The 14,723-nt window shown below is 52.5% G+C and carries 13 protein-coding genes; 8 read left to right on the top strand and 5 right to left on the bottom strand.

Going from position 1 to position 14,723, the window contains the following annotated elements; translation table 11 throughout:
* Positions 1-2 precede the first annotated feature (2 nt).
* From AC4FIC_RS09325 to lnt, 5 genes are all read right to left on the bottom strand, one after another.
* A complete protein-coding gene (locus AC4FIC_RS09325; RefSeq protein WP_100256876.1) occupies positions 3-1,268 on the bottom strand; it encodes a branched-chain amino acid ABC transporter permease in 1,266 nt (421 codons plus the stop codon).
* The gene (locus AC4FIC_RS09320) at positions 1,268-2,266 is read right to left on the bottom strand and encodes a branched-chain amino acid ABC transporter permease (RefSeq protein ID WP_100256877.1); all 999 of its coding nucleotides are present in this window, start codon (positions 2,264-2,266) and stop codon (positions 1,268-1,270) included. Before AC4FIC_RS09320 ends, AC4FIC_RS09325 begins: the two co-directional genes overlap by 1 nt.
* 16 nt (positions 2,267-2,282) lie before the next feature.
* Complete coding sequence (locus AC4FIC_RS09315) at positions 2,283-2,987, bottom strand: ABC transporter ATP-binding protein (protein ID WP_100256878.1); 705 nt, start codon at positions 2,985-2,987, stop codon at positions 2,283-2,285.
* Between the two features lie 15 nt (positions 2,988-3,002).
* Positions 3,003-3,773 (bottom strand): ABC transporter ATP-binding protein, encoded by a 771-nt coding sequence (locus AC4FIC_RS09310; protein ID WP_100256879.1) that lies wholly within the window; start codon positions 3,771-3,773, stop codon positions 3,003-3,005.
* Positions 3,774-4,009: 236 nt separating this feature from the next.
* Positions 4,010-5,536: an apolipoprotein N-acyltransferase gene (gene lnt / locus AC4FIC_RS09305; protein WP_100256880.1), complete on the bottom strand. Its 1,527-nt coding sequence runs from the start codon at positions 5,534-5,536 to the stop codon at positions 4,010-4,012.
* A gap of 236 nt (positions 5,537-5,772) precedes the next feature.
* Between lnt and AC4FIC_RS09300 the strand changes: the two genes are divergently transcribed.
* From AC4FIC_RS09300 to AC4FIC_RS09265, 8 genes are all read left to right on the top strand, one after another.
* Positions 5,773-6,489, top strand: coding sequence for a YceH family protein (locus AC4FIC_RS09300; RefSeq protein ID WP_227003787.1), 717 nt, complete (start codon positions 5,773-5,775; stop codon positions 6,487-6,489).
* 1,123 nt (positions 6,490-7,612) lie between these two features.
* Positions 7,613-8,446, top strand: coding sequence for a hypothetical protein (locus tag AC4FIC_RS09295; protein ID WP_227003788.1), 834 nt, complete (start codon positions 7,613-7,615; stop codon positions 8,444-8,446).
* A 13-nt stretch (positions 8,447-8,459) separates the two neighbouring features.
* The gene (locus AC4FIC_RS09290; protein ID WP_100256881.1) at positions 8,460-9,779 is read left to right on the top strand and encodes an OmpA family protein; all 1,320 of its coding nucleotides are present in this window, start codon (positions 8,460-8,462) and stop codon (positions 9,777-9,779) included.
* Positions 9,780-9,935: 156 nt separating this feature from the next.
* A complete protein-coding gene (locus AC4FIC_RS09285; protein ID WP_100256882.1) occupies positions 9,936-10,583 on the top strand; it encodes a class I SAM-dependent methyltransferase in 648 nt (215 codons plus the stop codon).
* Between the two features lie 162 nt (positions 10,584-10,745).
* Positions 10,746-11,504 (top strand): outer membrane lipoprotein-sorting protein, encoded by a 759-nt coding sequence (locus AC4FIC_RS09280; protein WP_227003790.1) that lies wholly within the window; start codon positions 10,746-10,748, stop codon positions 11,502-11,504.
* Between the two features lie 13 nt (positions 11,505-11,517).
* Positions 11,518-12,747, top strand: a complete 1,230-nt coding sequence (locus tag AC4FIC_RS09275; RefSeq protein ID WP_100256883.1) for an ABC transporter permease — start codon at positions 11,518-11,520, stop codon at positions 12,745-12,747.
* Position 12,748: 1 nt separating this feature from the next.
* Positions 12,749-13,978, top strand: a complete 1,230-nt coding sequence (locus AC4FIC_RS09270; protein WP_273283919.1) for an ABC transporter permease — start codon at positions 12,749-12,751, stop codon at positions 13,976-13,978.
* An 11-nt stretch (positions 13,979-13,989) separates the two neighbouring features.
* Positions 13,990-14,685, top strand: coding sequence for an ABC transporter ATP-binding protein (locus AC4FIC_RS09265; RefSeq protein ID WP_100256885.1), 696 nt, complete (start codon positions 13,990-13,992; stop codon positions 14,683-14,685).
* The last annotated feature ends 38 nt before the right edge of the window (positions 14,686-14,723 follow it).

The raw sequence follows: 14,723 nt of genomic DNA, 5'->3' as shown, positions 1-14,723 counted from the left end.
CCCTAGGAGTGTTGTTTCACCCGTTCCGGAATCAAGCCTTTCGGCGCATAACGCAGCACCAGGGTAATGGTCAGGCCGATCACAAAGACCCGTGCCTGCAGTGCCCGACTGTCCAAGTCGGATGGGGCCTGCCAGTCAAACCAATGTTCGCCCACCTGGCGCACCACATCAAATACGAACAATGCGACAGGCTCTGACATGGTCCAGATAATATAGACCAAGATCGCACCGAATAGAGTGCCCAAGTTGTTGCCGGCGCCACCCAAAATCACCATCACCCAAATTAGGAAGGTATGGTTCAATGGGATAAAGCCTGATGGGTCGAAGATGCCATTAAAGCTGGTCAGCGCGGCGCCACCGAGGCCCATCAAGAAGGAGCCTAGGATAAACACCTCCAGACGCCGGCGATTGACATCCTTGCCCATAGCCAGGGCTGAGACTTCATTGTCGCGTATCGCACGCAACATGCGGCCCCAAGGCGCGTTGTAGGCCCGGTTGAGCAGAAAGAAGATGATCGCGATCAGCAAGGCGGTTATCGATAGATAGGCCGCACGTGCCAGTTCAAAGCCGATTTCGGCAGGGCCGGGTGTCATCCAGGGCAGGGGGGATACGGTGAGGGTGCCGTGGGTGAGCCAATCGGCGTTTTTCAGAAAGGCCTTAATGATCTCGGCGATGCCCAGCGTGGCAATGGCCAGGTAATCGCTGCGCAAGCCTAAGCAGATATGGCCAACAAAGTACGCAATGGCACCGGCGACCAGGCCACCGACCAACCAGCCGAGCCACACCGGCAAGCCGAAGCCGCCGATAAAGCCCATTTCACTTTCAATGGCATTGGCGACCGGATCGAGCGAATACATAAAGAGAATATAGACTACGGCGATCAGCATGATAGTGATAATGCGCTGCCACTTAACCGTCACCCCGAAGCGGGTCAGCTTCAGGGAGCCCCAAATCAGCGCGATACCGATCAGTAATTTAAGGAACACGGCGCCTAGGTCGGCAGGCAGCGCCGAGTCCCAGAATTCAGCATTGACCGGATAACTGAACAGCGTGGTGATAAAGCCGCCCATGGCGATAAAGCCCAGAATACCGGCGTTAAACAGACCGGCATAGCCCCATTGAATGGTCAGGCCCAGGGCGATAATGGCGTAGCACGACGCCTCGACCAACATGCGGGTGCCGTATGCGGCGCCCATCACGTTCATGATTAGGATAATAAAGCCCAACAGGCCGGTAAAGAGAATGAGCTCTTTTTTAAAGGTTCGCATCACAGGACCTTCCCCTTCAAAATGCCGGTCGGTTTTAACACCAGAATGGCGATAAGAATAAAGAACGGTACGGTAATCTTATATTCGGTTGGCACTAAGGCCATATTGGCTGGTAGATCCCAAGCCATGACCTCGGCCAACGGCCGCAGCAGGATCGACCAATTAAAGACGGCCAGTGTTTCTGAGAAACCGACCACAAAGCCCCCGAGAATAGCGCCATAGGGATGTCCGACACCGCCCACAATGGCCGCGGCAAAGATCGGTAACAGGATAGAAAAGCTGAGATCGGGCTTGAGGCTGACATCCAGGGCCAACAGGGTGCCTGCTGCCGTCGCCAGCGAACCGGCGATAACCCAGGTGACTATGACCACTAGGTTGACGTTGATGCCGGAAATGCGTGCCAAATCGGCGTTATCGGACATCGCGCGCATCGCCTTGCCGAGCCGCGAGCGGGTCAGAAAAAGATGCAGCGAGACCACCGCGACAATCAAAAACAAAAACAGCAGAATCTGCGGTTCGGTGATGACGATGTTTTTCGAGGCCAAGTCCCACGGCAGATCGAGACGAAAGATCTCCTTACGGTCATCGATAAACATATTGCGCGAGGTGGTGCCGAAGAATAACCGCAACACACCTTGCAGCATCAGGGTTACGCCGATCGACGCCATGACCAAGACAATGGGTTTAACATTGTGGTTTCGTAATGGCTTGTAAAAGGCCTTGTCGATGCCGACGGCTAGGAGACTGGTGATCACCATGGCAATGGGCAGCATGAGAAAGGCCGTCGGGATGCCGATTGCCATGCCAGCCTGAGGGAATAGGGCCGTCAGGGCAAAGGTAATAAAGGCCCCAGTGGTCATCAGATCGCCGTGGGCAAAGTGGGCAAAGCGCAAAATGCTGAAGATCAGCGTAATACCAATAGCACCCATGGCGTAGATGGAGCCGATAACGGCGCCAGAAATAAGCACCTTGTTAAGAAAGAAAATCAGTTCGTTCACGTTATTACTCCGTCCGTTAGCCGCCGAGAAAACTTTTCGCGACTTCTGGATCGTTAAGCAGATTTTCGCCGGTGTCGGTAAAACGATTACGACCGGCCGCTAATACAAAGCCCTTATGGGCGATGCGCAGTGCTTGTTTGGCATTCTGTTCGACCATTAGAATCCCCACCCCTTCACGGTTGATGGTGACAATACGCTCGAAGATCTCATTCATATAAAGCGGCGATAGACCGGCGGTGGGCTCATCTAACAGCAACACCTTGGGTTCGATCATCAACGCGCGACCCATAGCGACCATCTGGCGCTGTCCGCCCGACAGTTCGCCGGCCGGTTGGTAACGTTTGTCTTTTAGATCGGGGAAATAGTGATAGACCGAATCGAGAGTGCGTTGGAAATTGTCCCGCCGCAGAAAGGCGCCCATTTCCAGGTTTTCCTGGACGGTCAAGCTGACGAAGACATTTTTCTCCTGCGGTACAAAGGCCATACCCATCTTCACGAGTAAGTTCGGATCGGCATTGGTGATGTCTTCACCGAGCAGTTCGATGCTGCCTTCACTGACGTGCAAAAGGCCAAAGATGGCTTTCAACGACGTTGATTTACCGGCACCGTTGGCGCCAATGATTACCCCGATCTCGCCGGCCTCGATCGCCATATCGATGCCGTTCAAGATATTCATACCGCCATAGCCGGCATGAATGTTTTTGGTTGCTAGAATTGCCATTATCTCTCCAACAGCCTAGGCCGCGTCACTGCCAAAGTAGGCTTCGATTACCTTGGGATTATTTTGAATGTCGGTGATCGAACCCTCGACCATTACGCTGCCCTGAGCCAACACAATAACCGGGTCGCAGAGCTTGGCGATCATATCCATATCGTGTTCGATAACTAGGAAGGTCACGCCCAAATCGCGATTCATGCGCAATATATTGTCGGTCAGATCCTTCAGCAGGGTGCGGTTTACGCCAGCGGCGACCTCATCGAGTAAGACCACCTTGGCCTCAGTCATCATGGTGCGGCCGAGCTCGAGCAGCTTTTTTTGGCCACCGGATAGGTTACCCGCCAACTCGTTCTTAATATGGCCGAGGCCAAGATAGTCGATGACCTGCAAGGCTTTTTGGCGAATCGCCGCTTCTTCCTGGTGCACTCGGGCAGGCTGGAACCAGGTCGTAAACAGCTGTTCACCGGCCTGTTTGGCGGGCACCATCATCAGGTTTTCCACGGCGGACATCTGGCCAAATTCGTGTGCAATTTGAAAGGTGCGCAATAGACCCTTATCAAATAGCTGATTGGCGGGTAGATTGGTCACCGCCTCGCCGTCGAGAATGATCTCGCCGCGGTCGAGCGGGAAGGTACCGGCGATGATATTAAATATTGTCGACTTACCGGCGCCATTGGGGCCAATCATGCCGGTTATGGAACCCTTTTCAACATTAAAACTGCAGTCATTAATGACTTTCAGGTGGCCGAATGATTTTTCGACCCCCCGTACTTCGATCATAACGGACATTAAATTCTCCACGGGCAACCCGATAATCGGTCGCTGGGGGTGGTATCGGCCTGCTTCTGAGCCTGGGGCTCGAGCAGCGTTTTTTTAAAACGCTTGCCGCATGCGCTCGGGGATAGTCCAAGCGGGCTAGGCAAAGCGATTTTTTATAACTGCGCAGTGTACCGTCTCTTGTGGCGAAGATCAGCCAAATCACCGCGAATATACAGCGATTGGGTGTTTTTCTATAAGCTTGATGGCTAATCCGCAGCCAGTGGGCGATTTTTACGACGTGCCATCAGAGAAAGGACTATTAACAGGCTCAGGCAAAGCCAAGGAATAAAGGCCGATGGTAGGCGTTGGAAGGGTGTTAAGCCGGTGCGCAGGGTCAGTTCGCCGGTCAGTTTGGCGGCGACAAACTGCTCGCTGTGCTGCAAAACTCGACCGTCGGCATCGATCAGGGCGGATACGCCATTCTGGGTTGCCCGCAGCAGGTCGCGGCCGTTCTCAATGGCGCGCATCCGGGTGATTTGCAGATGCTGATGGGGCGCAATAGAGTCGCCAAACCAGGCGTCGTTACTGATCACGGCGATTAGGTCACTGTCTCGGGCGAGCCTGCGCACCAGGTCGGGGTAGGTCGCCTCATAGCAGATCACCGGAGCGATAAAGTAGGGCTGTCCGTTCAGTTCGGCTCGAATGGGCCTTTGCGGTTGCGCTGCCGGGTACATGACCGAGGTCGGTAAATCGAAAAAAGCGATGGTGCCGCGCAGGTACTTCTCCAACGGCAGGTACTCACCGAAAGGCACCAGATGCTGCTTGCGGTATTCACCCGAGGCCATGCCATAGCCCAGTATTGCATTGTAATAACGGCCCGCGTCTAGGGTGACGACACCGGTGAGCAGCGCCATATCGCGTTCGGTTCCGAGCCGCTGAAGGTCGGCCATGTAGGTCGGTATCTGTTCCGGGCGCAGTGTCATCGCCGCCTCCGGCCAGAGCATCAGATCGATATCCGGAAGGTCGCGTAAAACCTGCGAGTAGAAATCCAGCGTCGGTTGCTGTTGTGCCGAGGTCCACTTGCGGCGCTGATCGACATTGCTCTGTATGGCCGCCACCTTAAGAGTGCCGGTGGCTTGGGTCCAATCACTGGCCGGCTGAACCAGGCCGACCAGCGTGCTCAGCCCGAGCAAGCCGACCACCGAGAGCGCCGTAATCTGAGCGCTGCGGCGCTGTTGACGCTGCAGGCGGTAACCAACCCTCAGCATGCCAGCACTAATCACCGCCACCATGAGGCTCAAACCGTAAACGCCAAACAGAGCGGCATTCTGTGCCATCGGCGTGTCGGACAGGGCATAACCGGCAAAAAGCCAAGGCATGCCGGTAAAGAGCCATTCGCGCACCCACTCATTGACCACCCACCAGAGCGGGGCGATCAGCATTAGGGCCAGCGGCAGGCGGCGCAAAAATCGTTGAAAGAACCAGAGCTGAAACAGGGGTAGCAGAGCCAGGGCCAGACAAAAGCCGGCAGTTAAGAGCACCCCCAGCCAAATCGGGGTGTCGACCGTCTGCATGCTGCTGTAAATCCAGGACACGCCCAGACCGTATTGGCTGACACCAAAGAGCCACCCTAACCACAGGGCTTGACGGGCACTGGCGGCGCGGAAGCTCAACCAAAAGAAGCCGGCCACGCCAACGAAAATCAGCGGCCAAAAATTAAAGGGTGCTAGGGCCAATGGAATACAAAGACCGGACAACAGAGCAACTAGGGCCAACCACTTCGAGCTTTGCATAACAATCTGAATTCCGCGGGTAAACTGCCAGCACTGTACAGGGGATTTGGCCTTTGGCCAACAGATCGCGCTCGGCAGGGACGGGCCCTTTAGCCCTTTGGCGGAGCCCGATCGAATCTGTTTAATGGCGATCCGAGCGGCTTGGCTATTTCGTTAAGGGCGACTTTGTCACTATACTGCCACGGTAGCAGCACGTTTTGCCGATACCTGGCTTGTTGTAGCCTTAGGAGTTTCTTATGTCAGTCGATGAACACCCAGCTTTGGACGCCAGCTTAGACCCTTCAGATCCGCAATCAGACCCGCAATCACCGCAGACAGATAGCGCCGAAGCGGCCATGCTGACCCCCTTGGAGGCGCGAATTCTGGGCGCTTTGATGGAAAAGCAACTGACCACTCCCGACCTCTACCCCTTGAGCCTGAACAGCCTGGTCCTAGCCTGTAACCAAAAAACCAGCCGGGAACCGCTGATGAAGCTGGAAAATGGCGCGGTGCAGCGCTGTTTGTATCAGTTACAGGACAAAAACCTGATCGAATTCGATTACGGCGCCCGGGCCGATAAGTATAAGCAGCTGTTCACCCGAGTCTTGCACCTAGACCCCGGCGAGCACGCGCTGTTCTGTCTGTTGCTGTTGCGCGGTCCGCAAACACTGAATGAACTGCTCAGTCGCAGTCGCCGCCTCTATGAGTTTGCCGGCGAGACCGAACTGACCGAGCTGCTCGAAGGCCATCTAACTAAGCTCAAACCAATGCTCTTGCGCATCGCGCCACAGGCCGGGCAACGTGAAGAGCGCTATAGCCATCTGCTTTGCGGTCAACCGGATCTCAGTCAATTCCAGAATGAGGCGACCCAGGGTGGCGCAGACAGTAGTAGTCTTAAAGCCCGAGTCGAGGTGCTGGAACAGCAAGTCGCTTGGTTGATGGCACAGTTGCCGGCGCAGTCTGATAGCGATTAACCCAAGATGGGTGGGTCGTGACGAAAAGCGTGGTTGCTTAGTTTGGCTGTAATCCCCCAGTTTTTAATCTCAGCTAACAATAGAGCGGTTATTAATCACAACAGTTGGATTGGCCGAACCCCGCCAATCCAAGCATTTGGTCGCTCATTATTGTGAGGCCATTGCCATTGGGTTGCCAACGTATTTGGCAGGTAAACAGCCGCCCTGCCGGTATAGGTATCGCTCGCCAATTGCCTTTCGACACATTCGATTTTCTGCTTTAGGGTCGAAATAAAGATGTAATGTTTCCCAACTCGAAGACCGCTTCCAGACATTAATTTAATACAGAGTTGCGCGGTAGCACTCAACCGATCAACGATATAACTCGCCCCATTTCCAGGCAAGACGACAGACAATCGCTCCACTTGAACTGCACCCCAAAATCTCTAAAAATGTGTTGGGAAAGACGGGTTTTTCTGAGCTAAAACGGCAGGCGCCGGATTCGCCGGGAACGCTGTCTGATTGCTCGATATAGGATGCGCCGGGTAGAAAGCTATTAAACATAGGTAAGTATTTTTTTATAGGAAAAGTGTTGAAATATTCTTGCAGCACTCATCACCGCTATGTACGGTTATTGCCAGGCTTGATTAATTGACAGAAACCAGTGCAGGCGTCAGACTGTCTGGCTTACAGTCGGTTTGGGTTGTTTGTCAGTTAAAGCCAAAGCGGAACTCGGCAAAAACGGCTAGAGCCGAGTAATAAGCTGTTATTTGCAAAGTATGAATGGAGCAAATGATAGTAGTTGAGTAAATTTTGAGCGTTTCAAATTAGCAAACAAGATCATTCTATCTGTTTAAAGGCATTGGGGATATTTAGAAGAGTTAATTGGATCTTGGAAGCCCGTGTTATCGATGACCTCTGATTCAATTAAGCAAAAGTCTGTGTAGCTTATATCTAATCTCTATCAGATAAGTCATTCGAACTGTAGGATTGCTGGATCCTGCACGGATTTATCGGAATAGGCGCAGGCCGGTTTTTGTTTAACTGTCTCTTCAACTGCCTAAAAGAACGAAGCGCTGGTCTTTAAAAATAGTAGCTGACCGTAATGCGTCAGGATTTTATGATGTCGAACCTAGGAGCGTTCATGAGCAACCCGAAACATACCCTTTTTTGGATGACAGTCTACCTGCTGATCGTCGCCACTGTTTGCGCTCTAATCTACGAACCTATTAGCGCAGCTTTTATGGCCAATTGGGTTTTCAATTCTCTGATTCTAGCTGTATTGGTGATCGGCATCGGCCTTACCTATAGGCAAGTCTTTATATTGCAGCCTGAATTAGAGTGGATAGCACTGTTCCGTACTGGCCGCAGTGGCCTGTCTGTAAAACAGGAACCGAGATTACTCAAGCCGCTAGCCCGTCAATTGGGGGACGAATTCAAACGAGATCGCTTTACATTGTCTGCAATGTCGCTGCGAACGGTACTCGATGGTATTCGTTCACGTATGGATGAATCTCGTGAAATCTCTCGCTATATGATTAGCCTCTTAGTCTTTTTGGGCTTGCTGGGTACGTTCTGGGGCCTGCTTGGAACCATTGAAGCGGTAGGTCGCGTGATTATAAACTTGGACATCGGTAACCAGAATTTTGATCAGGTCTTTGGTGAGTTGCAAGCCGGGTTACTTCGACCACTTGAAGGCATGGGTACCGCCTTCAGCTCCTCTCTATTGGGTCTGGGTGGTTCACTGATCCTGGGCTTTTTGGACATTCAAGCTGGACATGCTCAAAACCGCTTCTATGACGGTCTTGAAGAGTGGCTAACCGGCCTGACTCATCTGATAGATGCCACTGACTTTGAAGACAAATCTGATTTGACCACTATTCAGAAGGCCAGTTTAGAATTGGCCGACGAAATTCTGATTCTCGAAGAAGAAAATCGCCAGCTTAAAGCCAAGCTGGGATTTACTGACAAAGACTAAGGGAGCTCTATTGATGTTAGGCAGTCGCAGGCGCGCCCAAACTACCATTAATGTCTGGCCAGGTTATGTCGACGCCCTGTCGGCCCTGCTGTTGCTAGTTATATTCATGTTGATGATCTTTACTCTGGCACAGGTATTTCTGGCCCAGACTGTCTCCGACCGAGATACAGAGCTAACCCGACTTAATGATCGACTCGCCGAAATCAGCACTGCTCTGGGAGTTCAGGAACAGAATAACGAAGTACTTAATGAACGATTGGTGTCATTGCAAGACCAGTACAGCCAGAGCCTAAAACGGCAAGAAGGACTGGAAGAGCAAGTTATTGTACTCGAGGAAACCGTGGAAACTGACCAGGGAACTATCGAAATTCAATTGCGAGAAAAGGCATCGCTGCAGCAAGACATTGTTACGCTACAACAATTACGTGCTGAACTAGAGCTGGAAATTTCCAGTTTGGTCACTCGCCTGAGCGAAAGCGATCAAACGGTTGAGAAACTTGAAACTGAACTGGTGGCGCGTAGTGAACTAGTCGGCTCATTGCGTAATCGTGGACAAGCATTGGAAGCCAGCCTAGCGAGTGAACAGGAGCGAACCCAGCTCGCCCAGCGCGAGATCAAGGAAAGAGAGATACGCATTGAAGACTTGGTGGCAATCACCAGCGAGGGAGAAGAAGCACTCAAAGAGGAAAAACGCTTGTCGGCCCGGGCTCAGGCCGATATTGATCGGTTAAGTCAGAAGATAGAAACATTGCAGGAACAACTCAATCAGATAAGTACGGCTCTAGCCCTTGAGCAATATGTGACTGCCGAGCAGGTAGTGCTGCTGGCCGACTTAGGCGAACGGTTGAATACAGCCTTGGCGCAGCGCGTCAACGAGCTGGAACAATATCGCTCTGACTTCTTTGGCCGCCTTCGCTTGGCATTGGTTAACAACTCCAATGTTCGCATTGAAGGTGACCGATTCTTATTACCTTCTGAACTCTTTTTCGGGTCAGCCTCAGCAACTTTGGGCATCGAAGGTCAGCGGGAACTGAACAAACTGGCTCGAATTCTAGTGGAAGTCGCCAACGATATTCCGAGCGATATTAACTGGATATTGCGAATTGACGGGCACACGGACCAGCTACCGATCAATACAGAACGTTTCCCTTCCAACTGGGAGCTTTCAACGGCAAGAGCCGTATCAGTAGTTCGGTATCTGGCGGCGCAAGGAATCCCACAAGAACGTATGGCAGCCACCGGTTTTGGCGAGCATCATCCGATTGATGCAAATTTTACAGACGAAGCCTTTCGCAACAACCGACGTATCGAAGTCAAGCTAACCAATCGATGACAAGACTCGCCTCATCTCTAGACTGTATGACAGAACCTCATTGCAGGTGAACGGCACCGCAAAATCTCTAAAAATGTGCCGGAACATCAGGGTTTTACGGTCTAAAACGGCTAAGCAGAGTAATAACCCATTATGTATTACCCTAAGGCATAGAGAATGAATAAAGCGGAAAATTTTTGGGATAAGGCTTCAAAAAACTATGACAAGACTGAAGAGCGTTTTAATTACATTCATAAAAAATCTCGAGAAAATACTAAAATATTCTTGAAAGACAGCGACACTGTTCTTGATTATGGGTGTGGAACAGGCACTGCATCCTGTCAATTTTCTAGCCTTGTAAAAGATATTCATGCAATTGATATTTCATCTGAGATGATTGCGATATCCCAAGCGAAAGCCGCTCATGGTAAAATCGAAAACGTAAATTTCGAGCAAGCGGATATTTTTGACGGAAAATATTCTAAAGAGTCATATGATGTCATTCTAGCTTTTAATATGTTGCATACAGTCCCTAATCCACAGAATGTAGTGCTGCAAATAAATGAATTACTAAAGCCGGAAGGTTTATTTATTTCTGTAACACCTTGTTTACGACAAAAGATGTCATTTTTCGTTAATCTTCAAATCCAGCTGGTGCGGGTCTTGTGTAAGCTTGGGCTAATTCCTATTCCTATAAGAAGGGTCACAAGCTCTGAGGTAGAAAGCATATTAAAAGCAGGCGGGTTTCAAACGGTTGAATCTGAAGAGATATATAAGGACGCATCTAGCTATTTTGTTGTGGCTAAGAAGTTACAAAAAACATAACAAACTGCTGTACCGTAGGGTGAACTTGCCCCGTTTTAGCTGAGATTAAAAATGGGGGGATTACACCCAGACCTGACAGATGTCATGACTTTGCCAACTAGCCTGTAGCTAGAGCCTGGATTTTGATACAGTACGGACCAGTGTTCCTATGGAGGTTCGTTTGTGAAATTGCCCATATTACTCGCCATACCCCTGGTCTTCAGCCTGTTTACCTTTGCCGGGTCGAGCCATGCCGATACGCTGGCCGACGCCAAGGCCATCGAGCTGCTCGAGAAGATCGATAACCTCTATCAGCAGGAAAACTCCCATGCGGTGATGACCATGGAGATTGTCACCGCGGATTTCTCCCGGTCGATGACCCTGGAGTCCTGGGCCCTGGGGCTGGACTATTCCCTGGTGCGCATTCTCGAGCCGAAGAAAGAGGCCGGTGTCTCAACGCTCAAGCGTGAAAAAAACATGTGGAATTTCTTGCCCAAGATCAACAAGGTCATCAAGGTGCCCCCCTCGATGATGATGGGCAGCTGGATGGGCTCGGACTTCACCAATGACGATCTGATGCGCGAAGGCTCCTGGGTCGATGCCTATGACGTAGTCCTGAGCGAAACCGATAGCCTCTACACCCTAGACCTGACCGCCAAGGCGACCACCGTGACCGTTTGGGGCGCCATGCAGATTGTCGTGACCAAGGACAACCTCTTGCCGATCCGGCAAACCTACTTTGATGAAGACGGCCAGGCGATGCGCGAAATGCGCTTTAGCGCAATCCAAACCTTCGGCGACATCACCTTGCCGACGGTGATGGAGCTGGTACCGCTCAACAAGCCCGGCAACAAAACCCAGGTAACCTATAACAGCATGGAATTCGACATCGACCTTGAGTCGGACTTTTTCACCCTGCAGAATCTCAAAAAACGTCGTTGAGGAGGGCTTAACCATGTTGATGCTCAAGCTCGCCTTTCGCAATATTTTGCGCAATAAGCGCCGCACCGTGCTGACCATGTTGAGTATGTTTGGCGGCTATTTTCTGCTGGTCATCTCGCTCTCGGTTCAGTTCGGCAGCTATGAACAAGTGATCGACTTTTTTACGCGGGATTCGACCGGCCACGCCCAGATTACCGCAGAAAACTATCTCGATCGCCCGTCTCTCTATAAGACCGTGCCCGCCACGTCGACCTTTTACCAGCAGTTGCTGGCGCAAGCCAATGTGGTTAGTGCCACGCCGCGGATTGTCAGCGGCGCCTTAGCCTATGGCGTAAGCAAAAGCTTCCCGGTGCAGGTGATCGGTATCGATGTCGTCAAGGAAGCGGATATTTCTTTTCTCGTCGATAAGGTCAAGGTGGGTCGTTATCTGCGGGCCGAGGCCGATGCCGAGGGTTATTTTGAAAGCCTGATAGGTGCCGCCGCGGCGCGCCAATTGGGTTTGTCGATCGGCGATGAACTGATCCTGATCTCCCAGGGTGCCGACGGTTCGGTGGCCAACGATCTGTTTCGCGTGGCCGGCATAGTGGGTGCCACCGAAGGGCTTGAAGCGCGCAATGTCTATCTGCCCTTATCCGCCGCGCAGAGCTTCTTTGTTTTGCCGGAGCAAGCGCACTACTGGGCGGTGTTAACGGCGGATTATCACGACGGTCCGGAACTTGCGGAGCAGCTCAATGCCTGGCTGGAGCCCAGTGCCGGGCTGGAAGCGAGTAGTTGGCAGGTGGTCTCGAAAGAGTTTTACCAGACCATGAGCGCCGATATTGAAGGGGGCTATGTGTCCTACTTCGTGATTGTTCTGTTGGTCTGCATCGGGGTTTTGAATACCGTGCTGATGTCGGTTATGGAGCGAACCGGTGAATTCGGTGTCCTCAAGGCCATCGGTACCTCGCCGCGCCGGTTGTTCTTCCTGATCGTCATCGAAACACTGCTCTTGGCCACGTTGAGTTGTTTACTCGGCCTGCTCACGGTGCTGCCGGTCAATGCCTATCTGGTCAATGTCGGCTTTACCTTGCCCGACCCCATGGAGGTCTCGGGCGTTGTGATGGATCATATGAAAGGCCTATGGGATCTGAAGGTGTTTGTCGAGCCGGCCCTAATTATTATCGGCTCAGCGGCGCTGATTTCGATCTTCCCAGCCCTGCGCGCAGCGCGCATTGTGCCCGTTGACGCGATGAGGAGTTTATAAGATGAGCCTGACTTGGACACTCGCCGTGCGCAATATATTGCGCAACAAACGTCGCTCCTTTCTGACCATCCTCTTGATTAGCATGACCCTAGCGATCCTGATCTTTACCGACGGCTATATTAAGGCGATGACCGACGTCATGGTGCGCTCGGCGACCCGGCTCTACCCGGGTGATGCGCAGATTCACAACGTCAGTTATCTGGCCGAACGTGATGGCGAAAAAACCATTACGGATGTCGACCAACAGATTAACAGCCTGATGGCAGAACCCTTGGTCGCCAGCTATAGTCTGCGCGCTCTGGATTTCGGTATGGTCTCCAGCAGTGCCAATAATATTGCCGTGCAGGTGGTAGGCGTCGACGCTGATTTGGAGGCATCGGTGTCGAAATTAAAACTCAGCATGATCCGGGGCGACTATCTGGACAACGCCGGGTCCGAACTGCAGATACTGCTCGGTGGCCCCTTGGCCGATCTATTGGAAGTGGACCTAGGGGATCGCCTGGTGGTCTCGGTTAATAACTATCAGAGCGATGATATCGACCAGCGGCTGTTCCGAGTCAGCGGCATTTTCGAGATGAAATCGAAATTCTTTGACGAGGGGCTGGTCTTTATTCAATTGCCGCAAGCCCAGGCCATGATGGGCATCGGCCAGGGCATTCATGAAATCGCCTTCAATCTGACCGACGAGTCGCTCTCGGGCGTCAAGGATTTAGCACTCTGGTCGCGCTTGGCCACGCCGCAAACCGTGGCCGAAGGCTGGACCACCCTGATGCCCGATTTGGCCGCCATCCTCGCACTCACCGGATACAGCTTGCTGATCATCGGCACTATCCTCTTTGTTGTAGCCACCCTAGGGGTGATCAATGCCATGTTTATGTCGATCTACGAGCGCACCTACGAGTTTGGTGTGATTCTGGCCATCGGGACCCGGCGCACTAGTGTCTTTAACTTGATTCTGATCGAGGGTTTTGTGCTCTGCCTGTTGGCACTGGTGCTCGGGGCCGCACTCGGTGCGGGCGTTACCCTATGGGTCGGCGCAATCGGCATCGATTATGGCAGCATGGATGTGTCGGGCGTGGCCCTGGCTGAGATACTGCGTCCGGAACTGCGCCTGCTGCAGTTCACCGAATTGCCTTTTGCGGTTTTAGTTATGACCCTGGTAGCGTGTCTTTACCCCGCCATCCATGCCGCCCGCATCGTTCCGGCCAAGGCCTTACACAAGAGTTTATAGGAGACTGACAGATGACAGCAGTGATAGAAACCCGTGGACTTGGCCGCTTTTATGGTGTCGGCGATACGCTGGTGCGAGCCTTAAATGAGGTCGATATAGTGATTGAACCCGGTGAGTTTACCGCCATCGTCGGGCCCTCCGGATCGGGCAAGTCGACCCTGCTGCAATTGATGGGTGGGCTCGACACCCCCGATGCTGGCCAGGTGTTACTCAAGGATAAGGCTATATCGTCGATGTCGGGCCATGAATTGTCCGACTTTCGGCGCGATCATATCGGCTTTATCTTTCAGGCTTATAACCTGATCCCGGTGTTAAATGCCGCCGAAAATTGCGAGTACATCATGTTGTTGCAGGGCATTCCTGCGGCCGAACGCAAGGAGCGGGTCTATCGAATGCTCGAGCAGGTGGGTCTGGCCGGACGCGAAACACGCCGGCCCAATCAACTGTCTGGCGGCCAGCAGCAGCGGGTGGCTGTGGCACGGGCCATGGTCAGTCAGCCCGATATTATTCTCGCCGACGAACCGACCGCCAATCTCGATTCCCAAACCGGGATGGACCTGCTCGATATGATGCACGACCTCAATCGCAACGAGGGCATGACCTTTGTATTCTCCACCCACGATCCGAAAATCATGGAACGGGCCAGCCGGCTGATCCATATAGAAGACGGCCAAGTCCTCAAGGACGAGCGGCGCGATGCGTCTTAGCCCTTGGGGCAGGGTCAGGGGCCTGGTTTGGGGCAATG

Source organism: Reinekea sp. (genome assembly GCF_982785585.1).
The sequence above is the reverse complement of the archived record's forward strand: the minus strand, read 5'-3'. Positions and strand labels throughout refer to the sequence as shown.

Bases quoted from the DNA above. Each gene is read 5' to 3' on its own strand.
- AC4FIC_RS09325 (WP_100256876.1), bottom strand. From the start codon at position 1,268: ATGCGAACCTTTAAAAAAGAGCTCATTCTCTTTACCGGCCTGTTGGGC.
- AC4FIC_RS09315 (WP_100256878.1), bottom strand. From the start codon at position 2,987: ATGGCAATTCTAGCAACCAAAAACATTCATGCCGGCTATGGCGGTATG.
- AC4FIC_RS09310 (WP_100256879.1), bottom strand. From the start codon at position 3,773: ATGTCCGTTATGATCGAAGTACGGGGGGTCGAAAAATCATTCGGCCAC.
- lnt (WP_100256880.1), bottom strand. From the start codon at position 5,536: ATGCAAAGCTCGAAGTGGTTGGCCCTAGTTGCTCTGTTGTCCGGTCTT.
- AC4FIC_RS09300 (WP_227003787.1), top strand. From the start codon at position 5,773: ATGTCAGTCGATGAACACCCAGCTTTGGACGCCAGCTTAGACCCTTCA.
- AC4FIC_RS09295 (WP_227003788.1), top strand. From the start codon at position 7,613: ATGAGCAACCCGAAACATACCCTTTTTTGGATGACAGTCTACCTGCTG.
- AC4FIC_RS09290 (WP_100256881.1), top strand. From the start codon at position 8,460: ATGTTAGGCAGTCGCAGGCGCGCCCAAACTACCATTAATGTCTGGCCA.
- AC4FIC_RS09285 (WP_100256882.1), top strand. From the start codon at position 9,936: ATGAATAAAGCGGAAAATTTTTGGGATAAGGCTTCAAAAAACTATGAC.
- AC4FIC_RS09275 (WP_100256883.1), top strand. From the start codon at position 11,518: ATGTTGATGCTCAAGCTCGCCTTTCGCAATATTTTGCGCAATAAGCGC.
- AC4FIC_RS09270 (WP_273283919.1), top strand. From the start codon at position 12,749: ATGAGCCTGACTTGGACACTCGCCGTGCGCAATATATTGCGCAACAAA.
- AC4FIC_RS09265 (WP_100256885.1), top strand. From the start codon at position 13,990: ATGACAGCAGTGATAGAAACCCGTGGACTTGGCCGCTTTTATGGTGTC.